This window comes from Streptomyces sp. TS71-3, from assembly GCF_018327685.1.
Lineage (GTDB): Bacteria > Actinomycetota > Actinomycetes > Streptomycetales > Streptomycetaceae > Streptomyces.
In genome coordinates, this window is the sequence record NZ_BNEL01000001.1 from 3,314,949 (window position 1) to 3,340,814 (window position 25,866).

The window sequence follows — 25,866 nt, forward strand, 5'->3', positions numbered from 1 at the left end:
CTCACCGCCCCAGTTCGGACCACTGCTCGGGTTGGCCGGCACACGCGAAGACCGTGACCACCACCGCGTCGGAGGGCAGCTCCGCCGCGACCTCCCTGGCCGTCAGCCAGTTCGCGGCCGACGAGCTGCCGATCTTCACGCCCGTCAGGTCGTGGAACTCGCCCATGCCCTGCAGCGCCCGGGGCAGCGTCACATGGCGGTGCCCCTCGACCAGGTCGTCGTGTGCCTTCACGAACGGCTGCCGGATGCCGTATCCGTGGCCGCCCGAGCCCTCGTACGTCGGCTTTCCGGGCAGCGGTCCGAGGGCGCCGTACGGCGCCTCCTCGGGCGTCACGCCGATCGCGCGCACGTCCGGGAACCGGCTGCGCAGCGCCCGCAGGACGCCGACGAAGGTGCCGCCGCTGCCGATGGAGGCGAGCCAGGCGGCGGGCCGGGTGTCGCCCAGGTCGGCGAGGATCTCGCCTCCGGTGGTCTGCTGGTGGATCGCGACGTTGACCGGATTGGCGTGCTGGAAGACGACGGTCCAGCCCGGCTCGGCCGCGGCGATGCGCTGGGAGGCCCGGATGGTCTGGAGGAACCCGCCCTTGGTGGGGACCAGTTCCACCTCGGCGCCGCGCTCCTTCAGCAGGGCGAGCAGGCTGGGCGGGCTGGTGGACATCAGCACGAACTTCGTCCGCACGCCGGTCTGCTGGCCGAGCAGGGACATCGCGGAGGCCAGCTTCCCGCCCGAGTACACGAGTAGGCGCAGCTCCTCGGGCGGCCGGTCGCCGTGCCCCCGCAGGGCGTCGGCCATCAGGGCGTAGGCGGTGCGGTCCTTCACCGAGCCGTTGGGGTTCTCCCACTCGCACTTGGCGAGGATCCGCGCGCCGCCCGGCACGGACGGCACCTCACGCAGCGAGGTGCCGCCGAGCCGTGCGTGGAAGTCGGCCATCGCCGGATACCGCTTGTGCACCTCGGCGAAGTCCAGCACGTCCTCGGGCTCCCGCGGCGTGAACGGTCGCTGGAGCTGGTCGTCGGCGGGCGCGGTGGGGTCGGTGGTGTCGGGCGGGACGGTCATGGGCGCTCCACCAATCGGAAGCCGATCGCGTAGATCGGGCGGTCGAACCAGCCGTGCCGGCGGGCGCACCGGGCGAGGTCGCCGTAGCGGGTGAAGCTGCCCCCGCGGGCGACCCGGTAGCTGCCGCGCGTGACGAGCAGGTCGTCGTCCACGGGCGCCCCGCCGTCGTAGGGACGGTAGTCGTCGGCGGTGTACTCCTCGACGTTGCCGGCCATGTCATCGGCGCCGAACGGGGTCCGGCCGGCCGGGTAGACCCCCACCGGGGTGGTGTCCAGCGGGCCCTGCTCGACGGTGTTGGCGTGGTCGTCGAGGAAGCCGCCCGGCCAGGGGAACTCGCGGCCGTCGCCGCCGCCGGCCGCGTACTCCCACTCCGCCTCGGTCGGCAGCTCGAAGCGGCGGCCGGTGCGCGCGGACAGCCACGCGGCGTAGGCGTCGGCGTCCTCGGGCCGCACCGTCCACACCGGGTGGTTGGCCCGTGCCAGGGGGTACGCGCCGAACTGCCATGACGTGGGCAGCGCGGGGGAGCCGGTGTCGGTGAGGTAGCGCCGGTACTCCAGGTTGGTCACCGGGTAGCGCATGATCCGGAACGCGGCGACGTCCACGCGGTGGCGCGGGCACTCCTTGCGTATCCAGGAGTCCACCACCCCGTACCGCGCCCACCGCTCGACGACGGACGCCACCTGGTCCTCGGGGATGCCGAGTTCGGCGGTGCCGGCGGGCACGTCGACCAGCTCCGGGTCGTCGGGCCTGATCCGCGGGTCGCCGCGCAGCCCGAGGATGCCCCCGGCCGCGTAGCGGCGCCCGAAGGGCTCGGCCGGATCGGCGCACAGCTCGGCGAGCTGCCGGACGGGACGGGTGAACAGGTCGGGGTGCGCGGCGAACACGTCGTGCGGCAGCCGTTCCACCAGCCGGCCCGGCAGGCCCATGGCCTCCCGGTCGGAGACCTCGTTGGGGTTGCGTACCGCGGGCAGGACGTCAGTGCTCATCCGGTGTCCCCGCGGTCTCATCCGGTGTCCCCGCGATCTCGTAGACGCGGCCGTCGTAGGAGCTCGCCAGGAACAGGCCGCGGCCGGCGTCGTAGGACAGCGAGGAGATGCCGGAGGTGGTGGGCCGCAGGGCCGGTCCGAAGGCGCCGCGCTCGCGGTCGTAGACGGCGACGTGACCGTGGTAGGAGCCGGTCGCGATCAGGCGTCCCGTGCCGTCCGCGGCGATGGACTTGATCGAGTTGGTGTGCGGGGTGTCGATGGTGGTGCAGGTGAAGTCCGGTGCCCACAGCCGGAGTTTGAGGTCGCGGCCGATGCTGGCGAAGTGGCCGCCGGCCAGCGCCACGCAGCCGTTGGCGATCCGGTCGTGGGCGCCGTCGATGCGGTGGACGAGTTCCAGGGTGCGGACGTCGTGCCAGGCCACGCTGGTGTCCGCGCACACCGAGAAGATGTGGTCGTCGGAGGCGGCGACGCCCTTGACGGCGTTCTCGTGCAGCCGGATGCCCTCGACGTGCTGGAGCCCGCCGTCCCCGGTCAGCCGGAACACCAGGCCCTCGCCGGTGTAGGCGCCGACGACGACGTGCGGGGCGCCGTCGCGGACGAAGGCGGCACCGCAGTTGAGCGGCGACTTGTGCTGGTGCAGCAGGCGGCCGCCGATCGCGTCCATCACCTTGCCGAGCTGGCCGCCGGTGATGACGAGGGGGCCGAACGGCGTCAGGAAGTTGCAGAGGCTGCCCAGTTCGGTGCGCGGCGCCCCGTCGTGCATGACGATGCCCGCGTCGCCGACGCTGATGACGCCGCCGTCGTGGGCGCAGGCGGCGTTCACGCCGAAGGTGGGCGGGACCCGGGTGGGCAGCCACTGCCGGGCGCCGTAGTCGTAGGTGCGGTACGTGGCGCCGAAGGTGCCGAACACCAGGGTCTGGCGGGCGCCGAAGGCGCAGGAGCGCGGCCACACGTCGTCGGGGATGTCGGCCTTGTCGACCTCGGTGAGGTCACCGGCGGAGGTGTCCCACAGCCGCATGGTCCGGTCGTAGCTGAGGCTCACCATCAGATTGCGGGCGCCGTCCAGCACCAGCCGCTTGATGCCGGCGGCGTGGGCGGGCACGACGCGCGTGTCGGTGCCCCGGATCACGACGATCTCGCCGTCGTCGTTGCCCGCGTAGAGGGTGCCGTCGGTGCCGATCGAGATGGTGTCGGTCTCGACGCCGCCGAGGTCGATGGTGTCGACGAGCCCGCCGGTGGCCAGCGACCAGCGCCGCACCGTGCCGTCGTCGCTCGAACTGATCAGCTCGTCGCCGTCACCGGCCCATTCGACGGAGATCACGTCGGCGGTGTGCCCCTCGAAGCGGTGCACCAGCCGGCCGTCGAAGTCGTAGACCCGCACCCGGTGGTCGCGGGAGGCCGTCGCGATGAGCTCCCGGGCGGGGTGGAAGGTGGACATCTCCACGTCGTCGTCGTGGTCGCCCAGAACGGCACGCAGGCGCAGGTCGGGTATCGACCACAGCCGTGCGGTGTAGTCGCTGGAGGACGTCGCCAGCAGGGTGCCGTCGGGGCTGAAGCTGCACTGGTTGGCCAGGTGGTCGTGGACGACGCGGGTCAGGGCGCTGCCCGCGGCCTGGTCCCAGAGGATGACCTGGTTGTCGTAGCCGGCGGTCGCGACGTAGCGGTCACCGTAGGTGGCGATACCGCTGATGGGACTCCTGTGTTCGATCACTGCGCACTCCTGACGTCCTCGACGTTGATCTCGTGGCCGGCGTGGTCGATCTTCGCCATCAGATAGCGGCGGTTGGCGTGGGTCACGTAGACCCCTGTCGGCTGGCTGCGCCGCACCACGATGCCGTTCTCGCGCAACCTCGCCGTCTTGTCGGGGTTGTTGGTGAGCACGTCGACCTGGTGGATGCCCAGGGCCGACAGCATCTGGGCGGCGACCCGGTAGTCGCGCAGGTCGTCGCCGAAGTTCAGCGCACGGTTGGCGGCGAAGGTGTCCATGCCGACGTCCTGGAGGAGGTACGCCTCCAGCTTGTTGTAGAGGCCTATCCCGCGGCCCTCCTGGCGCAGGTAGAGCAGCACTCCGCCGGCCTTCTCCAGCAGGTCCAGCGACTCCCGCAGCTGGGGACCGCAGTCGCAGCGCGCGGAGCCCAGCACGTCGCCGGTCAGGCACTCCGAGTGCACCCGTATCAGCGGGACCTCCTGCTCCCGCGCGTCGCCGAACACCACCGCGACGTGCTCGCCCTGGTCGGCCAGTCCGTGGAAGGAGATGACCTCGGCCGGTTCGAACCGGTCCGGCCCGAGCTGGAGCGGGATCGTCACGCAGGTGCGGATTCTGGCCGGTGGCAGCGGCTCGTCCCCGGTGCCGGCGGAACGGGCCACCGTGTTGTTCGCCTCGTCGCGTTCGCGCACCTCTGCCCCCGTCGTCCGTTAGTACGGTGTGGGAGGGCACCGGTGACACCTGTGTGCGCCGAGAGTCGTCGCGCCCCGTCACCGTGCCCGATCGGGCGTGCACCTGTCCGCAAGGACCCGTATGGGGCCGCGCCCACCCCGGATCCTGGCACCTGGACCGGCGGACCTGCCACTACGCGATCGTGTAGGGCGACTACGCGAACGGGCCGGTCCGCCTGGGCGTTCTTGCCTCTCGCGGGCCCGCCGTGGAGAGTGAAGCCGCCCGGCGACGGACCCGTGGCGGCCGTGACCCCGGCCTGCCCGGTTCATCCGCTCGCCGGAAGCCCGGCACCTCGTCAACGCGGACGTGCGTGCCGGATTCCGCGTGTGCGGCATGGTCCGGTGGACAGGCCCTGGGGGGAACACGTGCAGGTGGTACGCGTACAGAGCTGGCCTGAGGCCGTGGCCGTCCGCTCCGAGTTCCCCGACGCCGTACCCGTCGCCGGCGGCACCGACGTGATGGTCGCCATCAAGCTGCGGAACCTGCGGCCCGAGGTACTGCTCGACCTGAGCCGCATCCCCGGCTCCGACCGGTACCGGGTGGGTCCGGACACCGTCCGCCTGGGGCCCCGGGTGTGCCACACGGCCGTGGCGGAGCTGCTGGGCCCGCACTTGCCGGGCCTCGCCCTGGCCGCCCGCTCCGTCGGCTCCCGCCAGGTGCGCAACCGGGGCACGATCGGCGGCAGCCTGGGCACGGCCTCCGCGGCCGGGGACGTGCATCCGGCCCTGCTCGCCGCGGGCGCCGACATCGAGCTCTCCTCGGTGCGGGGCGCCCGGTGGGTGCCCGCCGACGGCTTCTACGGCCACCGGGGCGGGACCGCGCTCGCGGCCGACGAGCTGATCACGGGCGTGCGGGTGCCGCGGGCGGCCGGACCGCAGCGGTTCCAGAAGATCGGTCTGCGGCTGGGGCTCGTGAAGGCGCTCTGCTCCTTCGCCATCGCCCTGGACCGTGACGGACGGCGCGTCCGCGCGGCCCTCGGGGCCTACGGCGCGGCGCCCGTACGGGCCCGGGCCGCCGAGCGGCTCCTTGAGGAATCCGGTGCGCTGGGCACCGCCCGGCCCCTTCCGGCGGCCCTCGTCACGGAGTTCGGCCGGCTCGCCGCCACGTCCGCCACCCCCGTCGAGGGCGGCGGGGTCGGCGCGGACTACCGGCGCCGGGCCGTCTCCGTGCTCGCCGCCCGCAACCTCGTCCAGGTCTGGGACACGTTCCTCGCGAAAGGACACCATGGACATCACCGTGACGGTCAACGGCAAGCGCCATGACTGCGAGGACGGGCCCGGTGAGAGCCTGCTCTTCCTGCTGCGCGAACGGCTCGGCCTGATCGGCCCGAAGAACGCCTGCGAGCAGGGCGAGTGCGGCTCCTGTTCGGTCTGGCTCGACGGTCTCCTGGTCAACTCCTGCCTGGTGCTCTCGGCCCAGGCGGACGGCTGCTCGGTACGGACGGTGGAGGACCTGGCCGCCGAGGTGCCCGAGAGGGCGCCGGCGGCCGGGGCGGCCGGGGCGCTGCACCCGGTGCAGCAGGCGTTCATCGACGCGGGCGCGGTCCAGTGCGGCTTCTGCACGCCCGGCATGGTGGTGACCGCGGTGGACCTGCTGGCCCGCTCGCCACGCCCCTCGGCGGAGGACGTGCGCCGCGAGATGGCCGGAAACATCTGCCGCTGCACGGGCTACCAGAAGATCGTCGACGCGGTGCTGCTGGCGGCCGAGCGCATGGCGGCCGAGCCGGCGGCGGCCGGGCCGTCCGCCGCTCCCGCTCCCGCCGCCCCGGAGGTGGCGCTGCCGTGACCGCACAGGGTGTCAGCACGGAGACCGCGGAGAGCATCGGCACGAAGACCGCGGAGAGCATCGGCACGAAGACCGCGGAGGGCATCGGCACGGGGACCGCGGAGGGCATCGGCACGGGGACCGCAGGGGGCATCGGCACGAGCCCCGGCCGCTCCGACGGGCCGGCCAAGGTGACCGGGAGCTTCGTCTACTCCTCCGATCTGGCCGCCGAGGACATGGTGTGGGCGGTGACGCTGCGCAGCCCGTACCCGAGCGCGCTGATCCACTCCATCGACACGACGGACGCGCAGAAGTTCCCCGGCGTGCTGGACGTCATCACCCACGCCGACATCCCGGGCCGCCTGCTGTTCGGCCAGATGAAGGTGGACCAGCCCGTGCTCGCCGCCGACCGGGTGCGCTACCACGGCGAGGCGGTGGCGGTGGTCGCGGCCGTCGATCTGGAGACGGCACGCGCGGCGGCCGAGCTGATCCGGGTCGACTACGACGTCCGGGAGCCGGTCACCGACGCCGCGAGGGCACTCGACCCGGAGTGCGAGTGGCTCCATCCGGACGGCAATCTCGTGGCACACACCAGGATCCGGCGCGGCGCGGCGAGCACCGGAGACCTGCCCGCCGCCGACGTCGTGGTCCGCGGCAGCTACTCCCTGGGCATGCAGGACCCGTCCTTCCTGGGCATCGAGTCCGGCCTCGCCGTCCCGGTCGCCGGAGGCGGCGTGGAGCTGCACATCGCCACCCAGTGGCTGCACGTCGACCAGGAACAGGTGGCCGCCTGCCTCGGACTGCCCCCGGACAAGGTGGTGCTGAAGCACGCGGGCGTGGGCGGCGCGTTCGGCGCGCGCGAGGACCTGTCGCTGCACGTGCACGCCTGCCTGCTGGCGCTGCGCCTGAACCGGCCGGTCAAGATGGTGTACACGCGCACCGAGTCGTTCTTCGGCCACGTCCACCGCCATCCCGCGGTGCTCCACTACGAGCACGGAGCCACGTCCGACGGGGCGCTCGTGTACGTCAAGGCGGACATCGTCCTGGACGGCGGGGCCTACGCGTCCAGCTCGCCGGCGATCGCGGGCAACGCGGCGACCCACGCGGTCGGCCCCTACGCGGTGCCGCACGTCCAGGTGGACTCCCGTGCCGTGTACACGAACAACCCGCCCGCCGGGGCGATGCGCGGCTTCGGCACCGTCCAGCCGTGCTTCGCCTACGAGAGCCAGATGGACAGGCTCGCCACGGCACTCGGCATGGACCCGGTGGAGATCCGGCTGCGCAACGCGCTCGAAGAGGGCGCCACCCTGCCGACCGGGCAGGTGCTGGACAGCCCGGCACCGGTCGCCGAACTGCTGGAGACCCTGCGCGGGCTTCCGCTGCCGCCGGCGGACCCCGCAGCGCCCGAGGGGGTCGTCCGCGGCGTGGGCTACGCGGCCTGCCTGAAGAACATCGGCTTCTCGGAGGGGTTCGACGACTACTCGACGGCCCGCGTGCGGCTGGAGGTCGCCGGCGACGGCGCCGTGCTGGCCACGGTCTCCTCGGCCGCGGCCGAGGTCGGGCAGGGCGTGCTCGGCGTCCTGCGCCAGATCGCCGTCACCGAGCTGGGCGTCGGCAGGGTCGAGATCCGCCAGGAGGACTCCACGTTCGGCACGGCGGGCCCGACGTCGGCGTCCCGGCAGACGTACGTCACCGGTGGCGCCGTCCGGGAGGCGTGCCGCCAGGTCCGCGAGGAGGTGCTGGACCTCGTCCGGCAGGCCGGGTACGAAGACCCGCCAGCCGCCTGGCGGTTGCGTGAGGACGGTGTCGTGGACGACGCGGGGCGGCAGGCGGCCGGGCTGGCCGACGTGCTCGGCACGCGCGTGATCGAGAAGACGGCGGAGTTCCACCACCGCACCACCTTCCCGCTGGACCGGGAGACCGGGCAGGGGAACTCGGCCATGCAGTTCGGCTTCGCCGCGCACCGCGCCGTCGTGGACGTCGACCTGGATCTTGGCCTGGTGCGGCTGATCGACCTCGCCATCGCCCAGGACGTCGGGAAGGCGATCAACCCGTCCGCCATCGCCGGGCAGCTCCAGGGCGGGACCGTCCAGGGGGCCGGCCTCGCGCTGCTTGAGGAGATCGAGCTGGCCGGCGGGCAGGTGCTCAACCCGTCGTTCTCCGGCTACCTGCTGCCCACCATGGCGGACATCCCGCCCATCCGGGTGGAGATCCTGGAACGGGCCGATCCGCACGCGCCGTACGGCCTGCGCGGCATCGGTGAGCTCCCGTCGATCTCGGCGACGGCGGCGGTGGCCGGGGCGGTCAGGGCGGCCACCGGGCTCGACGTGACCCGGGTCCCGATCCGTCCCCACCACCTCACGGTCGGGACGCGGAGCGCGCCCCGACCGTAACGGGTCCGTGCACTATGAGGCTTGCGACGAACCCCCGTGGCCCCTCAGCAGTACGGCTCCCAGAGGTCGTACTCCAGGGCGGCGGCGACCGCGGGCGAGGAGTCGCGCAGGCCGTCGAGCAGGGAGCGGTTGTGCTGCCGGATCTCCTCGTCGTATCCCGTCAGCGGGCTGTCCTCGGACAGGTCGAGCAGCCACAGGGGCCGTAGCATCGCGCCGCGCAGCGCCTTTCCCTCCGCCGTCTCGGTGCCCGCGTGCAGCCATCGCACGCCCGGGATCCGGGCCGGCATGTAGTAGGTGAGGTTGAAGTACTCCGCGGCCGAGGCCAGCCGGTCGTAGTCGAAGCCGATCGCCCGCAGGTACACGGTGTCGCCCCAGCGGTAGTACAGGCAGAAACCGACCGGCGGCTCGCCCGGACGCGAGATCAGCACCACGTCGGAGCGCGACCCCGCGAGTTCACCCTGCGCACGGAACGACTCGGCCATCGGGGCGACGTCGACGGTCCGCCCGTACCGCGCCTCGGTCCGGGCCAGCAGCCGGGCGACGTCCTGCCAGGACTCGGCGAGCGTCCGGTGCTCCACCTGGTAGCCGGCCCTCTCGAACTTCCGCGCCTCGCTGCGGATGCGGCGGGCCCGGTGCCCGGACAGCGATCCCAGCCAGGCGTCCCAGCCACCGGGCGGGATCTCGATCCACGCGTCGGTCTTCAACGCGACCGGGGCGGCCCGTACCCCCGCCGCGCGCAGCGCCGTGACATCCGGCGTGGTCAGGTACATCGCCACCTGGGCGACCTTCTCTCCCTCGTGCAGGGGCGAGCGCAGCGCACGCACCGCGTCGAGCAGCGCGGAGGCCGCCGCCGCCCGGTCGACGCCTTCGCCGGTGAGCAGGTGCGCCAGGTAGCCGCGGCGCTGCCCGACGAGGATGCCGCCGGGCCCGGGGCTCGGCAGGCCGCGCCCGGTCAGCAGGTCGTGCCAGCGCAGGTGGGGGTTGGGTTCCTCGCGTACGGCTGCGACGGGAACGGCGGCCCGGCCGCCCCCCGGAGTCTCCACGTGCAGGCCGCCGGAGACCGATCCGCCCGAGAGGGCGCACAGTCTCAGCCACAGGGCCGACGAGTAGAACCGGCCGCCGGCGAGCCGGTCCCATTCGGCGTCCTCCATACCGCCGGTCGCGTCGGCGAAACAGCTCGTCGTGACGGTCATGGCGCCTCCCCAAGTCTCTGCCGGACCCTCCCCGCGAGCTCGCTGCGCGATCGGATGCCGAGCGTGCCGAACATTTTCCGCAGGTGGTAACTGACGGTGTGTGGTGAGCGGTTGATCCGCGTGGCGATCTGGCTGTTGGTGAGCCCGTGGCTGACCAGGTTCGCGATCATCAGATCGATCTCCCCGAGGCCGGCCGGCCAGCTCGACTCGCTCTTGCCCTCCTTGGCGCGGGCGGTCGCCCGCGGCGATCCGGTCCGCATCGGTTCGGGCAGCGAGTCCAGGGTGGCCTGCCAGAACAGCGGCTGGGTGAAGACCAGCCGGTCGCCGGCGTCGGCGATGACACCGACGTCGCAGGCCTCCTCGACCAGCGGCAGCAGCATTCCTGCGGGCTGCTCGAAGGGCTCCGCCACCGCGGCGAGTTCGAACTCCATGCCGCTCAGGGCGGCGAGCTGGATGAACAGCCGGCAGCGCGGGGAGACCTCGGCCAGCAGCAGCCGGACCACCCGGTGGACGCGCTGGGGCAGTTCGGTGCGTGTCACCTCGGCCATGCCGTCGACGACGGTGACGGCGCTCTCCTCGAGTAGACCCCGCAGCAGCTCGACGACCAGCCGGGCGTTGCCCGCCGCGGTCGCCACGAGTGCTTCGAGCGCGTGCGAGGGGGGTGCGCCGAGCAGGTCGGTGGTGACCGCCCGCACGGTGCTTTCGGACAAGGGGCCGAGGCCCACCCTCGTGTCGGGCAGCGACGGCTCGCCGGACGGCAGCGAGAAGACCCGCTCCACGTCCGGGCCACCGCGTCCGGGGCGCCTGGCCAGTGCCCACACGATCGACGCCGAGGAGAACTCGGCGATCAACTGCGGCAGCGCCGAGGGCAGCCGTTCGTCGTGCTTGTGCAGATCGTCGACGGCAACCAGGGCCGGCGTCGCGCGATCCTCCTGCCCGAGCCAGGCTCGCAGCAGGATCGGGGCCCGGACGACCTGGGGCGACGGGACCCGGAAGCCCTTGTCCCGTGCCTCGGCCGCCATGGCCGTCAGTAGATGACTTTTTCCCGTTCCCGAATGGCCTTCCACCAAGAGTAGGCAACCCGTGCCTCGTTCCCCCGTCGACAGGAAGCGTTCCACTGGCATTCGCTGCTCTTGCGGCATGGCTGAACATAACCGTTCGCGCATGGTGTAGAACTATTCCTTTCGCATGCTCAACTAGTCTAGTAGTTGGACACAAGCCCGTGTCGGCTGTCGACGTCGACCAGCATTTTGAGCCATCGCGGGTCACGTCGAAGCGACAGCGTATGTGGGCCGAGGAGCGTAGTCAGTACCGAACAGGGGGAGACTTCATGTCGGCTGAGGCGTTAACCACGCAGTACAACCAGGAGTTCCGAGTGCCGGGCAGCGGTCTGCCCGAAGTTGCTCAGCATGTCAAGGGATTTCAGACGCTCTCCCCGTGGCATGGTGAATATTTGGCCAGACCTCTCTTCGTCGCCGAGCGGGAAATGCGCGAGTTCGCCGACGATCTGCGCCACCTCGTCGACATACTCATTTCGCTGCCGGACCGGATGTTCGGTGGCGATCTCAACGCATTCCGGTCCGTACTGGGCATCAGTGACGATCGGTGGGCGGCGATCCAGCAGATCGGTGACGCACTGCCACCGCACAATGGCCGGGCCGATCTCTATCATGACGGAACGTCGTTCAAACTCCTGGAGTTCGGCCTGGGCAGCGAGGTCGGCGGCTGGGACCTCGCGGGCGAGATCCCCCGGGCCATGCTGGAGATCGACGCCTTCGCCGACTTCGCCCGCCGGCACCGGCTCGGTTACTCCCACCCCGCCCGTGCCGCGGTGCGGGCGCTGCGCGATCTGGGCGCCACGGTGGCGCCCGGCCGCGAGCCGGTGGTGGCACTGCTGGAGTGGCGGGACGGCCTCGCGGAGTACGGCGAGACCTGGCGCGCCTTCCAGTCCGCGCTGAGCTGGGCCGGGCTCGACATCCTGCTGGCCGAGGTCGGTGACGTGCACGAACGGGATGGCGCGCTCTACCTCAAGGACACCCGAATCGACGTGGTCTACCGCACCTTCGTCGCGGCCCAGATCGCCGAGGAGCCGGACGGCTGGGAGCTGGTCGAGCCGCTGCTGCGTGCACAGCGGGCCGGCGGGATTCTGATATGGACGCCGCTGTCCAGCAGCGTGTTCAGCAACAAGAGCTGCATGGGGCTGCTGTCGGACCCGGCGCGGCGGCGGAATCTGGGCGAGGACGAGTGCCGGCTCATCGACCGCGTGCTGCCCTGGACCCGCATGCTCACCAAGGAGACCATCGGCGCCGAGCGCGACCTCCTCGACGAATGCGCCGACCGGCGCGATCAGTTGATCCTGAAGGTCAACGCCCGCGGCGGCGGAGTGGGCGCGGTGGTCGGCTGGGAGACGGACGACGCCGCATGGCGGCAGGCGCTGGAGAAGGGAGCGGTCGAAGGCTGCGTGGTGCAGCAGCGGGTGATCCCCCGGCCGGAAATCGTCGTCGATCCCGTGTCGGGCGAGACCGGGGAATGGCATGCGGCCTACGGCATTTTCTATACCCCGCATGGTTATGCGGGCGCATATGCCAAGGCGGTGCCGGCCGGATCGGGCAGCATCATCACCATCAAGTCCCATGCCCAGGCGCGCAGCGCGGCGGTATTCCATCAGCGGGAGCCAAAAGCGGAGCCCCTTATTCCTGATTCCGCGTCGTGGGACTGAGGAGAGGACATGATGTCCGGGGACACCCCTGCACCTTCGGCGTGGCGGCGGATCCAGACGGCCTGGGGTCTGCCGGACCTGGCGGGAAACGGCCGGTTCGTCACGGCAAATCTGATCGACAGCCTCGGAAACGGGCTGGTGATGGCGTTCACGGTCGTCTTCTTCGTGAAGACGACACCGCTGTCGCTGGTGGCGATCGGCGCCGCTCTGACGACCGGCCGCCTTCTCGCACTCCCCATGCCGCCCTTCATCGGGCCGCTGCTGGACAGATACGGGCCGCGCACCGTGGTCGCCGCGGGCAACTGGATCTCGGTGGTCGGTTTCATCGGCTACCTCTTCTCCCACGCGGCCTGGCAGATCGTGCTGTGGCAGTTCGTGGTCCAGCTCGGCTCCAACTGCTTCTGGATGGGCAACAGCCCGCTCACGGTCCTGGCCGCCGACGGCAAGGAGCGCGCCCGCTGGTTCGGGTTCGTCCGCGCCCTGCGCAACGCCGGGGTCGGGTTCGGCGGTGCGGCCTCCGCCGTCGCGCTGAGCATCGGCACCACCACCGGGCTCCAGGCGGTCATGGTGGTCAACGCCGTCACCTTCGCCATCGCCGGCCTGCTCGTGCTCACCTGGCGGCCCCGGGCGGAGGCGGGCGAGGCGGCGGGTGAGGGCGGGGCCGAGCCCGTTCCGAAGGAGGAGAAGAAGGCGGCGGGCAAGGCCGCCGGGCGGCAGCGCGGCGGCTACCGCACCGTACTGAAGGACTTGCGGTACCTGCGGCTGGTCGCGGTGAACATCGCCTTCGTCTTCGCCGCCCAGGTGATCACCGTGCTGCTCGCCGTCTACGCGGCGGACAACCTCAAGGTCGGCGCCTGGATCGTCGGCGTGCTCGTCGTGCTCAACACGGGCATGGTCGTGGTGTTGCAGACCCTCGCCGGCCGGTGGATCGAGGGCCGCAGGCGGGTGTGGGTGCTCGCGCTGGCCCTGGTCCTCAACGCGGTGTCGTTCGCCGTCTTCGGCGCGCTGATCGCGGTGCCCGCCTGGGTCCAGATCGTCGGCATGCTCGTCGCGATGATCCTCTACACCGTGGCGGAGATCCTCAGCTCCCCGCCGGTCGCCGAGCTGAGCGTGGTGATGGCGCCCGAGCCCCTGCGGGGCCGCTATCTGGCCGTCTACCAGATGTCCTGGTCGGTCGGCGGCGCCGTCGCACCGGCCCTGCTGACCGCACTCCTCGACGGTGGGGCGCTGCTGCCCTGGGCGTTCCTCCTGGCGATCAGCGTGCTGGCCGTGCCCGTCGTCCTCGGCCTCGACCGGGGCTCTCACCCCGGGAACACCCCCGAGCCGGCAGAGGAGGACGAGTCGGTGGGCCAGCTCGACGCCACCGGCACCGACTGAGCCCGCTCCGGATCCGGGAGCCCCACGTCCACCGGGCCGTTCCCCGAGCTCACCGACCCGCGACTTCGCGCTTCACTCCGGGGCCTGCGCCGGCAGGTCCAGCCGGGAGAGCTGGGCGCGGGTCGTCACGCCGAGCTTGGGGAACGACTTGTACAGGTGGTGGCCGACGGTGCGGGGGGCTCAGGTACAGCTGGGTGCCGATGACCTGAACGGATCCCGTTCTCCTCCCGCGGCTCTTCACCCGATCGCAGGCATGGCAGGAGTCCGGAAGGGGCAGGAGCGACGTGCAAGCAGTGCTGGAGGTCGGACGGAGACCTTGGGCGCGTGGGGGGCACGCGACCAGTTGGAGCACGCCATGCAGTCGAACCCCGGTCACGACCAGGTCCGTTTCAACGTTCTCGGGGCGTTGGAGGTCTGGCACGGTGACAGACGGCTGGGCGTCGGCGGTCCCGTCAACGAGCGCGTCCTCGCAACCCTTCTCCTGGAGCCCGGATCCGTGGTGCCGGTCTCCCGGCTGGTCGAGGCGGTGTGGGGCAAGGAGCCCCCGCCCACGGCGACCCACCAGATCCGCAAGGCCGTCGCCCGCCTGCGGCGCCGGATCCCGTCCGGCTCCGAGACGATCGTCACCGAGTCCTCCGGGTACCGTATGGTGCTCGACGGCCACGGCCTGGACCTGCGGCTCTTCGACCTCTGGACGCGCTGTGCCCGGGAGAGCCACGCGGAGGGGCGACTGGACGACGCGGTCGGCGAGTTGAAGGCCGCCCTGGAACTGTGGCGGGGGCCCGTGCTCGCCGGCGGGGGCGGACCGCTGATCGACGCCCTGGCGACCGCCTGGGAGGAACGCCGCATCGCCGCGGTCGAGCTCGGCTTCGACCTGCGCCTGGACCGGGGTGAGACGGCCGGAGTCATCGCCGACCTCCGCGAGGCCGTCGTCGCCCACCCCTTCCGGGAGCCCCTGGTGCGCCGGCTCATGCTGGCCCTGTACCGGGCGGGGCGGCAGGCCGAGGCCGTGAAGGAGTACGCCCGGATACGGTCGCTGCTCGCCGAGGAGCTGGGCGTCGACCCCGGCTCCGCGCTGGCGGAGCTCCACGAGGCGATCCTGCGCGGCGCACCCGGGCGCACGGCGGTCCAGCACCGCCGGCCCGCCGCGAAAGCCGCTCCCGCTCCCTGTGCTCCGTGCGCGCTGCCGCACGACCTCGCCGATTTCACCGGGCGGCAGGAGGAGCTGCGCCGGCTCACCGCCGCGACGCAGGGGGAGGCCGAGCGGACGGGCCCCCGGATCGTGGTCGTCGAGGGAATGGCGGGGAGCGGCAAGACGGCCCTGGCCGTGCATGCCGGGCACCGGCTGGCGGGCGACCACCCGGACGGCCAGCTCTATCTCGACCTGCGCGGGTTCGCCTCGCGAGAGGAGCCGATGTCGCCCACGAGGGCGCTGGGCGAGCTGCTGCGGGCCGCGGGCGTGCCGGAAGAGCGCATCGGGGAGGACCACGACACCCGCCTCGCCGCGTGGCGGGTGACGAGCGCGCGGCGGCGGATGCTGCTGATCCTGGACAACGCGTCGTGTGCCCCGCAGGTGAGGTCGCTGCTGCCGACGGCCGCGGGAAGCCTCGTGCTCATCACCAGCCGGGTCCGGCTGACGGAACTGGAAGGTGCCGAACAGCTCTCGCTCGGCCTGCTGAACCGCCGGGACGGCGTGGAACTCCTGCGCCGGCTGGTGGGCGAGGAGCGGGTGGCCGCCGAACCGGAAGCGGCGGCCCGGCTGGTCGACCGCTGCGGGGGCCTGCCCCTGGCCCTGCGGATCTGCGGCGCCCGGCTGCGCAAGCGGCCGCACTGGAGCCTCGGCCATCTGGCGGACCGGCTCTCGGACGACACCCGCCTCCTGGGCGAGATGGAGGCGGGCGACCGCAGCGTGGCCGGCGTGCTGCGCAGCTCCTACCGGGTGACGGACGAGTCACGACGGGACGGGTTCCGCCTGCTGAGCCTGCATCCGGGTGTCGACTTCGACCTGCCCGCGGCCGCCGCCCTGCTGGGCACGGAGCCGGACAGCGCGGAGCTGACCCTGGAGTACCTGCTGGACGTGCACCTGCTCCAGCAGTACGAGTTCGGGCGGTACGCGTTCCACGGCCTCGTCCGCAGTTTCGCCCGGTCACTGCCCTCCCCGGGGCGCACCGAGGAGACCGCGGCCGTCCGGCGGCTGGCCGCCCACACCGTGACGGGCGTCGACCGCGCCTGCCAGGTGCTGCTGCCCCGGGGGGTGTATCCCCTTCCGGCGGCTCCGGGCGGCTCAGGCAGCAGCGTTCCGCCGCCGCGTGAGGCCCTGGACCGCGCGGTGCGGTGGCTGGACCGGGAGCGGTGCAACGTCCTCGCGATCATCGGCCTGGCCCGCCGGCGGGGCCTGAGCCAGCACGCGGCCAGGCTCAGCAGCGGCATGGCCCTCTGCCAGCGCGTGGTGCCGCGCCCGCGTGCGGCGCCGCGGGTGTGAGGCCTGCGGCGCCGCGGCGTGAGGCGCGAGATGCCAACGTGGGGGCGGGGGGCGCGCGCCCGAGCGTGCGGCGGAACGCCCGTCAGGAGTCCTCGGCGGCCGAGTCCGAGGCGGCGGGCGTGCCCACGGGCGTTCGTTCCGGGCTTCTCCCACAGCAGCGAGTAGCGCCACATGAGACGCCGGCGCCAGTGCGAGCCCGGGAGCACGCGGTGCGCCGTGCGGCGGACCTCGGACCAGGTCATGTCGGGATCGGCCACGGGGAGCGCGTCCGGCGAGCGCTTCCCGGCGTGCCGCCTGGCCTCGCGGCGGACGGCGGCCAGGGAGGAGAAGAGCACCAGCCAGTCGACGACGGAGCCGGGATCCGCCAGGCCGATCACGACCAGCCGCCCGCCGGGCGCGAGGAGCGACGCCGCCGTCCGGAGCGCGCGTTCCGTACCCAGGTGGTGGGCGACGGCGACCATGGTGATCACGTCGTAGTGCTCGTACGGCAGGTCAGTGCCGGCCAGGGCGAGGAAGTCGCCCTCCACGAATCCGGCGTTCGGCACGCCGCTGCCGGCGGCGCACGCCGCCTTGACCATGTCGGCCGATGAGTCGAGGCCGGTCACGTGCCGCGCCCGGCCTGCCAGGGCCCGGACCAGGCGGCCGTCGCCGCAGCCGACGTCGAGCGCCTCACGAGGGTGGTCGGGGAGGCTGTCCAGGATCCACGGGTGGTAGTGCACGTTGGGGTTCCAGTACTCGGTCTCCATGATCCATCCCTCCGTGAGGTGTGGTGGCCGCTCCCCGGCACCGGGCCGCCGCGGTGTTCAGGCGGCGGCCCGTGCCGCTGGGGGCTCGACGGGGTAGACCGACCCGTCGTACGACGAGGCGAGGAAGCGGGCCCGGGTCACGTCCCAGTGGAGCGAGGAGATGCCGGCCGTCGTCGGGCGGCCGATGAACGGCCAGTCGCCGGTGGCGAGATCGTGGACGGCGATGGCGCCCGCGTAGGAGCCCGTCGCGACGAGCCGGCCGTCCGGGGAGGCCGCCACGCACTTGATCGAGTTCTCGTGGGGGGTGGGGATCGTCGTGCACTTCTCCTGCTGCCAGATCCGCAGCGTCAGGTCGCGGGAGACGCTGGCGAACATCCCGCCGGGCAGGGCCGCGCAGTCGTTGACGATACGGGCGTGGGCGTCGGCCAGGCGCCCGGTCTCGGTCAGGGTGTCCAGCGAGAACCAGGAGACCGAGGTGTCCGCGCACACCGCGAACAGCGTGTCCCCGGAGACGGCGACGCCCTTGACCGCGTTGGTGTGCAGCGGCAGGGTCGCGACGAGTTCGAACGACCCGCGGTCGGTGAGCTGGAAGACCAGCCCCTCGCCCGTGTAGGCGCCGATCACGACGTGCGGCCTGCCCTCCCTGGTGAACGCGGCGGCGCAGTTCAGGGGCGACCTGTGCTGGTGGACGACGCTGCCGTCGGCCGCGTCGAAGACCTGCCCGAGCTGGCCCCCCGTCAGCATCCGGCCCGCCACCTCCACGAGGAAGTTGCACAGGCTGCCGGGGCGGGACACCTCCTGGCCCTCGCACCAGACGATCCCCGCGTCGCCGTCCGTCCACACGCGCCCCGCCGAGTCGGCGACCACGGCGTTGACGCAGGCCGTCGGCAGGACGCCGGACAGGTCCCAGCGCCCCTCGGGGAGGTGGTAGGTGGCGTACGTGGAGCCGAAGGTGGCGAAGGCGAGCGTCGTGTCGTCCAGGAAGGCGCAGGACCGGGCCCACACCTCGGCGGGGTACTCGGCGGTGTGCAGGAGCCTCAGCTCGCCGTCGGGGGAGGAGGTGTCCCAGACCCGCATGGTCCTGTCGTAGCTGAGGCTGACCAGCGACTGCGACGAGGCGTTGTGCACGAGGCGCTTGATGCCCGCCTCGTGGGCGGGGGTGGCGCTGGTCCGCCCGTCGGCGATGATGACGATCTCGCCGTCGTCGTTGCCCGCGTACACGGTCCCGGTCGGGGTGATGGCGATGGTGTCGGTCTCCGCGCCGCCCAGGTCCACCTCGGAGACGAGCCCGCCGGCGTCGAGCGACCAGCGCTTGACGGTCCCGTCGTCGCTGGAGGTCAGCAGTTCCCTGCTGTCCCCCGCCCAGGCGACGGAGATCACGTCGGCGGTGTGCCCCTCGAAGGCGGCCATGAGCTTCCCGGACAGGTCGAACACCCGGACGTTGTGGTCACGGGAGGCGGTCGCGATCAGGTCGAGAGTCGGGTGGAAGGCCGCCATCTCCACGTCGTCCTTGTGGTCGCTGAGGACGGCCACGAGCTTGAGGCCGGGCACCGACCACACCCGTGCCGTGTAGTCGCTCGACGCGGTCACCAGATGGCGCCCGTCGGGGCTGAAGGCCGCCTGGTTGGCGAGGTGGTCGTGGTAGCCGCGGCTGATCGGCGCCCGGCTCCCGGCGTCCCACAGGATGACCTGGTTGTCGTAGCCCGCGGTGGCCACGAGGCTGCCGCCGAAGGCGGCGACACCGCTGATGGGTCCGTTATGACGTATCACGCTGACTCCTCAAGGCGGATGGTGTGCGCGGTGCGGGCGACCTTCGCGGTCAGGTAGGCCGTGTTGTGAGGGTTGGCGTACACGCCGGTGGACACGGTGTGCCGTACGGAGATGCCGTAGTGGCGCAGTTGCTCCCGCTTGTCCGGGTTGTTGGTGAGCAGGTCGATCTCGGTCTCGCCGAGCGCGCGCAGCATCTGGGCGGCCACTCCGTAGTCCCGCAGGTCCTCGTCGAGGCCGAGCGCGCGGTTCGCGCTGTAGGTGTCGAGGCCCTTGTCCTGGAGGCTGTAGGCGTCCAGCTTGTTGTAGAGGCCGATGCCGCGGCCCTCCTGCCGCAGGTACAGCAGGACGCCTCCCGCGGTGTTGATCAGGCGCATCGCCTCGCGCAGCTGGGGCCCGCAGTCGCAGCGCGCCGACCCGAGCACCTCACCGGTGAGGCACTCCGAGTGGACGCGCACCAGGGGCACTTCGGGATGGCGCGGCCCGAGCCGCAGCGCGAGGTGCTCGCGGCCGTCCAGGAGCCCGCCGAAGGTCATCACGTCCGCGGCGATGGGCTCCGCCGTGCCGTGGTGCAGCGGTATGTGCACGCTGCCGCGTATCTGTGCGGGGGGCAGTGCGGCGGTGTCGCCGTCGAGCAGACTCACGGACGGCTCGGCCTCGGCCTGGGTGTTGTCGCGTGGCTCGATCATGGTTCGTTCGTCCTCCTAGCCGGTTCTTGCGGCCTCGGCACCGGCCGCCACGCGGCGCGGGTGAGTCGTAGGTGCAGGAGCACCGATGCGGTGGCGATCCCGAGCACCAGGAAGGTGGGGTGCGCGCCCACGGCGTCGTCCAGCGCGGGCACGAGCACGGGGGACAGCAGGGCCGCGCCGCCGGTCAGGAGCCAGATGAGACCCGAGGCACGGCCCAGGACCCCGGGCGGGAGGTACCTCACGCGCGCCATGACCACCGTCGCCATCACCGCGCCCTGCCCGAGGGCACCGAGCACGACCGCGAACATGAAGGCCGGCCACACCGGCACGACCATCAGGACCAGCGCGGCGGACCGTGCCGCCACACCGAGCGTCATGGGCCTGAAGGGCCGCAGCCGCCTGCGCTGGGAGACCAGGAGGTTGCCGACCAGCGACGCCACGTTCATCGCCGCGATGGCGAGGCCGGCCTGCTGGCCCGTCAGGGACCAGCCGTGCCGCAGGTCGTAGACGATGAGCGCGGTCAGGCCGGTGCCGCACACGGCCTGGAGCACCATGTCGGCCACCAGCATGACGCTGATGCGCTTGTCCTGCCTGATGGCGTCCCAGCCGTCGCGGATGCGCGACGGTGGCGCGCTCGCCCGGTCGGCCCGCCGGATCCGCTGCCACGGGCTCGTCCGCCGGGGCTTCTCCGCGGGCCCGGCGGCCCCGGGCGGGGAGGCGGGCGCGGCGTCCCGGCGGGTGGCCGCGGGCCTGATCCCCGCGGCCCAGACCGCCAGGGGGGCGAAGAACGTGGGCAGGTTGAGCCAGAGCAGCCCCTGGTAGCCCACCCAGGGCAGCAGCGCCGCCACGAGCAGCGGGCCCGCCAGGGTGGTCGCCAGGAAGAGGCTGTTGAGCGTGCCCCTGGCCCGGGTGGGGCTGGCGGGGAACTGTGCGGGTACCCCGGTCATCCAGCCCGTGCGGTAGGCCAGCCCTCCGGACTCCAGCACCAGGGCGCACAGGAACAGCAGCCACGGCGCCGAGTGCCCGCCGGCCAGCAGCAGGTTCATGGCGAGCGCCGCGCCGGCCTGCACCAGCAGGCCCTGGACGACCAGGCCCCGCACGCCCCGCCGGTCCGCCCACGCCCCGAGGGCGGGGGCGAGCAGATCGCTCACGGGGACGGCGGCGGCCAGCCAGGCCATCACGGTCAGGGAACCGGTCAGGTGGTAGGCCAGCAGCGGCAGGGCGGTGGCGTACAGGGCCTCGCCGACGTTGTTGGCGGCGTTGCCCGCGGCGAAGACGAGGAACCGGCGGTCGGAGAGCGGGTTGGGTTCCGCGGTGTCGTCGGCCGCCTGTGCGCCCGCTCCGTCCCGCGTCACGGAGCCCGCCTCCTGCGCGGTCCCTGCGTCGGTCATCGCCCGGCGGCCTCCCCACCGGTGGCGCCCGCGGCGGACACCGGCCGGTCGGAGCGGGGCAGCCACGTGTCACGCAGCGGGGTGAGGACCCGGCCGCGGCCCGTGCGCTCCATCAGGTACAGCCGCAGGAACCCGCCCCGGCCGCCGACCGCGACGTAGGCGCGGCCGTCCGGGCCGTGCACCGCGGCCATGCCCTTGCCGAAGTCCGGCAGGTCCTCGTGGAAGTCCAGCAGCTCCGTGGTGTCGTAGTCGAACGCGGCGACCTGCATGCCGTACGTGACGACGCAGAGCACCCCGTCGATCAGGGCGCAGTTCTCCGCGGTGTTGTCGAGGAGTTCGATGAACTGGCGGCCGGGCTTGTCCTCGCCCACCTCGATCTCCTTGACGCCGCCGCCCCCGGTGATCCTGACCCGGTCGCCGTCGACGATGAGCCGCTTGGGGTAGCTGTCGAGCTCGGCGTACCAGGTCGGGTCGGCCTCGTCGCCGTACGCGGTGAGCCGCCCGTTGCGGGTCGCGACCAGCCGGCGCCCGTCGTCCAGGTAGGCGCAGGCCCACGCGCTGGCGGGCAGGTCCTCGACCTGCCACGTCGGCTCGCCGGTCGCCGCGTCGAACTCGTAGGCGCCGGCGTTGCAGGCGGCCAGGACGCGGCTGGCGTCGGGCGAGACGGCGACGGTGTGCGCGATGCCGGGAAGCTGGGCCTCCCAGACCGTGCCGCCCACGGTGGTGAAGCGGCGCAGGCGCGAGGGCCAGAACACGCCCACCAGGTCGTCACCGACGGGGCACATCCGGCGGGAGAACCCGAGCCCGGTGCGGTGGCGGCCCGTCAGGTCGATCGAGGCGTGGCCCGCGGGGGATGTGCGCACGCGGGCCTCGAAGGCACCGTCGTCGGTGGCGATGACGAGCGAGCCGTCAACCGTCGGGTGCGGCTGGATGTCCCACACGCACTGGCGCGGGTGCCCGAGCCGCCCCAGCACCTCGCCCTGGGGGGACAGGGCCGTCACCTCACCGTCCTGGGTGAGGGTGTAGAGCCTGCCGTCCTCGTCGACGGTGATGTCGATGATCTGGTGGCTGAAGCCGCGGATGCGCTGGTCGATCCTCAGCTGCGGCGTGGTGTTGTCGAAGACGACCAGTTCCCCGTCGAAGCCGCCGATGTACGCCTTGGAGAAGTCGGGCGAGAAGACGAGGCCTTCCACGTCGTTGCGGGCGATGTCCATCCGCTGGTCGATCTCGCCGTCCAGGCTCAGGGTGACCATGCCGTTGCTGATGTTGCGCGTGGGGCCGAGGCCCGCGTCGCAGATGGCCCAGTACCTCTCGTGGCGCTCGTCGTAGACGACGCGGTGCACGTTGGAGCTGTCGACCTGTACCACCGTCGGGAAGTCCAGGTCGGGCAGGGAGCCGAGGTGGATGCGCCCGCTGCGGTCGGAGACCGCGTGCACGCCGGGTGCGTCGGTGCAGAACCACTCCAGCATGTCGTAGCCGTGCGGCCACAGGGTGATCCGGTCGACGGTGAACGACTCGACGTCCAGGACGACGACCTGGAAGTAGCCGTTGTTGAGGTATGCCTTGCCGTCCCACAGGCCGATGCCGCGCAGCATGGTGGGCGACGGCTGCTCGCCCTCCAGCAGGTGCTCGGTGTTGGCGGTGGACGCCGCGTCGAGCCGGTCGGTGAGGCGCAGCGTGTCGGCCTCCCACCGGCAGATGTTGCCGGCCTTGTCCCGGGTGATGATCCAGTCGCCGACCACCCGCACCGCGTAGATGGGGTCGCCGGACGGGGCCTGGGCGGAGGCGGGTCCGGTGGACGAGACGCGGGTGTTGAGGTCACGGTCGAGCCAGTGCAGCCCGCCTCGGACGTCACAGGCCAATAGACCGCGTCCTGGATGACTGACGATACGGGTGATCCTGTCAAGCGCGCCCATGAGACCGGACTCCTCTCGCTTCTGGACGGATGGACGGCTGCGATGTGATACGCCCCCGGGGGGAGTCGACCTCCCCCCGGGGGCGATGACCCTCGACGAGGTGCGCCGGGGCTCAGGGCGGGTGGATCACGAGGCCGGGCAGCCTGGCTGCCGGCGTCGTGTCCTGTTCCCGCGGTACGGGTCCGGTGAGACCGGAACCCTCCTTCAGATGGCGGCGCGAGTCACGCGACGGACGATGGTCATCTGAATTCACCTCCTTCGCCGAATCGAGGGCGATCCTGCATTCCCGCATGCCGGGGTGGGATCCAGATCGCGGATCCCTCCCCGCCATTCCGCGCGAACGGAAGCGGGTTGCGCCTTTAGTCCGAGCGGAGCAAACGCGTTGACCGCCGTGAACTTCAGGCAGGAATTACCTTGCACGCCCGGGTTACCGCACCGTTCCCGCGTCGGTACCAGTTCCATCCCATCCGTCTGACCAGGTGTTTCGTCGAGCATCAATCATCCGCCGCCCTTGCCGAGCCCGTTGTTGCCCCACCGCGGTGAATGGTCGGCACAGTTAAAGCGGAGTCCCTGCCTCCGGGAGGCGCGGGGATTTCGGTATCTTCATGTGACGATGAGTCACATGCCCGGCCTGTACCTCCGCTCGATATGCCCGGCGAGGTCCTCGGGGCGGAAGTAGACGGGCCGCAGGCCGCCCTTCGCGTAGCGTTCGGCCTGGTCGTCGAAGTGCGGGGAGTCGGGGTGCCCGCTCGTGCCCCCCGTCGTCACCGCCCAGGCGCGCAGCCGCGGCCCGAACTCCACCACCGCCACGAAGCTGTTGCCGCTGGTGCCGTAGTAGCGCTTGGTTCCCGGGTAGCGCTTGGCCTCGAACGCCGCGAGCGAACCCCACCGCGACGAGGTGAACGGCACCGGCATGCTCGGCTTGGCGTCGCTGAACTCCTGGACGATCGCGCCGTCGTTGCGCTGGTAGCGGTTGATGTCGCCCCAGGGCACCTGCCAGTCGCCGAAGTCCTGCACCAGGCGGTCCGTCGCGGATTCGAGCGCGTCGAGCCGCTGCGCGTCGGTGGCGCGGTCGGCCATGTAGTCCCATACCGACATGCCGGCGTCCGCCGCCGACTGGGACGTGAGAGCCCACAGCGCCTCGCCCCAGAACACGGCCACCGACGTGGCGGAGGACTCCGCCGACCAGAGGTGGTCCCAGTCGCGCAGCAGACTGATCGGCCCCGCCAGCTTCGCCTTCCGCCCGCTGTCCTCGGGCAGGGCGTCCCACGCGGCGACGAGCCCCGGTGTCAGGCGGGCGAAGGCGGTGAGGCACGGATCGAAGGCGGCCTGGATCAGGGTCTCGGGGGTGAAGTCGTCGCGCGCGCTCAGCACCCGGATGGCGTGCGGCCCGCGCGGGTTCTCGCCGACCTGGTCGAAGTAGCGCGGGTAGTCCGCCGCGTGGGGGCTGTCCGCACCCGCCGCGGTCCAGGGGGAGTTGTTCGAGTTGTACAGCCAGCCGTTCTCCGGGTTCACGACCTGCGGCATGCTCGCCAGGCTGTGCAGCCCGTGCCAGTCGGTCGCCGGGTCGCTGCCGTCGACGGGCTTCCGGTAGTCGAAGCGGTCGTCCCTCACCGGCATGAACTGCGGCAGGAGGAGAGCGGTCTCGCCCTTCGAGTCCGCGAAGACGGTGTTGTTCGAGCTGTTCGCCTTGAGGCCGGCGACCCGCAGATAGCCCGCGTAATCCCGCGTCTTGGTGCGCAGGAAGCTCTGCTCCAGCGCCGCGACGGGCCGGTTCATCAGCGCGCAGGCGATCCACTTGCCGTCGGCCTCGCGGACGATCGGGCCGCGGTGGGTGGCGAAGGTGGTGAAGCTGCGCCGCGCCTGCCCGCCGTCCGCCGTGCGGTAGGACAGCGTGACCTTCTTCGTCGTCAACGGGCGCAGGGCGTCGCCGTAGCGGTAGGAGCGCTTGCCGTCCGCCCCGGTCACGATCGTCTCGGCGAAGTCGTCGACGTTGTCGACGCCGCTCGTCGTGTGCATCCACCCGGTGTCCGGGTTGAAGCCCTGGTAGATGAAGAACTGTCCCCAGGTGGCGGCGCCGTAGACGTCGAGCCCCGCACGGCTCGTCACATGCTGCTCGGAGCGGAAGAAGAAGCTGGTGTGCGGATTGATCAGCAGCAGCGCGTGGCCGTCCCGCGTGTGGCTCGGCGCTATCGCGATGCCGTTGGATCCGGTGGGTTCCCGGAACAGCGGCCCGCGTTCCTCGTCGGTCATCGCCACCGGCCGCTTCTCGTAGAAGGCCTGGAGCTGGGTCAGCGGCACCGACTCGATGTTGCCGCCGATGCTCCCCTCCGAGAAGCTGAGCGGCATCCACGGCTCGAACCGGTCGAGCACGCGCGGGCGTACCTCGGGGTGCGTCGCGAGGAAGTAGTTCAGCCCGTCCGCCCACGCCCGCATCAGCGCCCGCAGCCAGGCGGGGACCTTCGCGTAGTCCGCCTTCAGCTCCTCGGGGTCCAGGTACAGCCGCTGGCGCAGGTCCTGCCAGATCGCGCTCTCGCCCTCGGCCTCGGCGAGGCGGCCCAGGGCGACCAGGTAGTTCTGCTCGACGCGGTTGAAGTCGTCCTCGGCCTGGGCGTACATCATCCCGAACACCGCGTCGGCGTCGCTCTCGCCGACCACGTGCGGGACGCCCCAGTCGTCGCGGGTGATCGTCACCCGCGCGGCCTGCCGGCGCCAGCGGGCCGCGTCCGGCACGGACGGCGCCGCGTACGCGGCCGGGGACGGCAGCACCGCCGCGGCGGCGGCCAGTCCGGCCGCTCCACCCAGGACGCGGCGCCGGCTCCACCGCCCGTCCTGCGGGTGGGTGTTCTCTGCGTGGCTCATGAATTGCTCCACTTCCGTCGAGAACCAAGGGGGATTGGTCATGGACATGCATATCCTCAATCGTTGGGCGATGGCTGAGAAGTGCCC

17 protein-coding genes and 1 pseudogene are annotated in these 25,866 nt (G+C 72.1%); 6 read left to right on the forward strand and 12 right to left on the reverse strand.

Annotated features, from left to right (window positions below):
- Nucleotide 1 precedes the first annotated feature (1 nt).
- From Sm713_RS13450 to ribA (Sm713_RS13465), 4 genes are read right to left on the reverse strand one after another with little or no spacing between them, the layout of a single operon-like run.
- Nucleotides 2-1,057, reverse strand: a complete 1,056-nt coding sequence (locus tag Sm713_RS13450; protein ID WP_212909872.1) for a pyridoxal-phosphate dependent enzyme — start codon at nucleotides 1,055-1,057, stop codon at nucleotides 2-4.
- Nucleotides 1,054-2,043 carry an SUMF1/EgtB/PvdO family nonheme iron enzyme gene (locus Sm713_RS13455; protein ID WP_212909873.1) on the reverse strand — a complete coding sequence of 330 codons (990 nt, stop codon included), beginning with the start codon at nucleotides 2,041-2,043 and terminating at the stop codon, nucleotides 1,054-1,056. Before Sm713_RS13455 ends, Sm713_RS13450 begins: the two co-directional genes overlap by 4 nt.
- Nucleotides 2,033-3,754, reverse strand: a complete 1,722-nt coding sequence (locus tag Sm713_RS13460) for a WD40 repeat domain-containing protein (protein WP_212909874.1) — start codon at nucleotides 3,752-3,754, stop codon at nucleotides 2,033-2,035. The genes Sm713_RS13455 and Sm713_RS13460 overlap by 11 nt, the downstream gene beginning before the upstream one ends.
- Complete coding sequence (gene ribA / locus Sm713_RS13465) at nucleotides 3,751-4,440, reverse strand: GTP cyclohydrolase II (RefSeq protein ID WP_249416268.1); 690 nt, start codon at nucleotides 4,438-4,440, stop codon at nucleotides 3,751-3,753. Before ribA (Sm713_RS13465) ends, Sm713_RS13460 begins: the two co-directional genes overlap by 4 nt.
- 411 nt (nucleotides 4,441-4,851) lie before the next feature.
- Here ribA (Sm713_RS13465) and Sm713_RS13470 point away from each other — a divergent pair, with 411 nt between their 5' ends.
- From Sm713_RS13470 to Sm713_RS13480, 3 genes are read left to right on the forward strand one after another with little or no spacing between them, the layout of a single operon-like run.
- Nucleotides 4,852-5,742, forward strand: a complete 891-nt coding sequence (locus Sm713_RS13470) for a xanthine dehydrogenase family protein subunit M (RefSeq protein WP_283249805.1) — start codon at nucleotides 4,852-4,854, stop codon at nucleotides 5,740-5,742.
- Nucleotides 5,705-6,265, forward strand: a complete 561-nt coding sequence (locus tag Sm713_RS13475; protein WP_212909875.1) for a (2Fe-2S)-binding protein — start codon at nucleotides 5,705-5,707, stop codon at nucleotides 6,263-6,265. Before Sm713_RS13470 ends, Sm713_RS13475 begins: the two co-directional genes overlap by 38 nt.
- A complete protein-coding gene (locus tag Sm713_RS13480; RefSeq protein ID WP_374195981.1) occupies nucleotides 6,262-8,637 on the forward strand; it encodes a xanthine dehydrogenase family protein molybdopterin-binding subunit in 2,376 nt (791 codons plus the stop codon). The genes Sm713_RS13475 and Sm713_RS13480 overlap by 4 nt, the downstream gene beginning before the upstream one ends.
- Nucleotides 8,638-8,681: 44 nt before the next feature.
- Here the strand turns inward: Sm713_RS13480 and Sm713_RS13485 are convergent, their stop codons facing one another.
- Together Sm713_RS13485 and Sm713_RS13490 are read right to left on the reverse strand one after the other, a co-directional pair.
- On the reverse strand, nucleotides 8,682-9,830 hold the full coding sequence (locus Sm713_RS13485) for a GNAT family N-acetyltransferase (RefSeq protein ID WP_212909876.1): 1,149 nt from the start codon (nucleotides 9,828-9,830) through the stop codon (nucleotides 8,682-8,684).
- Nucleotides 9,827-10,852, reverse strand: a complete 1,026-nt coding sequence (locus tag Sm713_RS13490) for a helix-turn-helix transcriptional regulator (RefSeq protein WP_249416270.1) — start codon at nucleotides 10,850-10,852, stop codon at nucleotides 9,827-9,829. The genes Sm713_RS13485 and Sm713_RS13490 overlap by 4 nt, the downstream gene beginning before the upstream one ends.
- Before the next feature lie 308 nt (nucleotides 10,853-11,160).
- On the opposite strand from Sm713_RS13490, the gene Sm713_RS13495 reads away from it, so the two are divergent.
- The 3 genes from Sm713_RS13495 to Sm713_RS13505 all read left to right on the forward strand — a co-directional run bounded on the left by Sm713_RS13495 (nucleotide 11,161) and on the right by Sm713_RS13505 (nucleotide 16,408).
- Nucleotides 11,161-12,549, forward strand: coding sequence for a hypothetical protein (locus Sm713_RS13495; RefSeq protein WP_212909878.1), 1,389 nt, complete (start codon nucleotides 11,161-11,163; stop codon nucleotides 12,547-12,549).
- 9 nt (nucleotides 12,550-12,558) lie between these two features.
- Entirely contained in the window at nucleotides 12,559-13,926 is a 1,368-nt protein-coding gene (locus tag Sm713_RS13500) for an MFS transporter (protein ID WP_249416271.1), read from the forward strand.
- Between the two features lie 355 nt (nucleotides 13,927-14,281).
- Nucleotides 14,282-16,408, forward strand: coding sequence for an AfsR/SARP family transcriptional regulator (locus Sm713_RS13505; protein WP_212909879.1), 2,127 nt, complete (start codon nucleotides 14,282-14,284; stop codon nucleotides 16,406-16,408).
- Nucleotides 16,409-16,782: 374 nt separating this feature from the next.
- Here Sm713_RS13505 and Sm713_RS40345 read toward each other — a convergent pair.
- From Sm713_RS40345 to Sm713_RS13530, 6 genes and pseudogenes are all read right to left on the reverse strand, one after another.
- A pseudogene (locus tag Sm713_RS40345) lies at nucleotides 16,783-17,154 on the reverse strand (class I SAM-dependent methyltransferase); the annotation flags it as partial.
- A gap of 57 nt (nucleotides 17,155-17,211) precedes the next feature.
- Nucleotides 17,212-18,924, reverse strand: a complete 1,713-nt coding sequence (locus Sm713_RS13510; RefSeq protein ID WP_212909880.1) for a WD40 repeat domain-containing protein — start codon at nucleotides 18,922-18,924, stop codon at nucleotides 17,212-17,214.
- A complete protein-coding gene (ribA, locus tag Sm713_RS13515; protein WP_212909881.1) occupies nucleotides 18,921-19,610 on the reverse strand; it encodes a GTP cyclohydrolase II in 690 nt (229 codons plus the stop codon). The genes Sm713_RS13510 and ribA (Sm713_RS13515) overlap by 4 nt, the downstream gene beginning before the upstream one ends.
- Nucleotides 19,607-21,001 (reverse strand): MFS transporter, encoded by a 1,395-nt coding sequence (locus tag Sm713_RS13520; RefSeq protein WP_212909882.1) that lies wholly within the window; start codon nucleotides 20,999-21,001, stop codon nucleotides 19,607-19,609. Before Sm713_RS13520 ends, ribA (Sm713_RS13515) begins: the two co-directional genes overlap by 4 nt.
- Nucleotides 20,998-22,917 (reverse strand): PQQ-binding-like beta-propeller repeat protein, encoded by a 1,920-nt coding sequence (locus Sm713_RS13525; protein ID WP_212909883.1) that lies wholly within the window; start codon nucleotides 22,915-22,917, stop codon nucleotides 20,998-21,000. The genes Sm713_RS13520 and Sm713_RS13525 overlap by 4 nt, the downstream gene beginning before the upstream one ends.
- A 618-nt stretch (nucleotides 22,918-23,535) precedes the next feature.
- A complete protein-coding gene (locus Sm713_RS13530; protein WP_212909884.1) occupies nucleotides 23,536-25,779 on the reverse strand; it encodes a penicillin acylase family protein in 2,244 nt (747 codons plus the stop codon).
- Nucleotides 25,780-25,866: the final 87 nt, after the last annotated feature.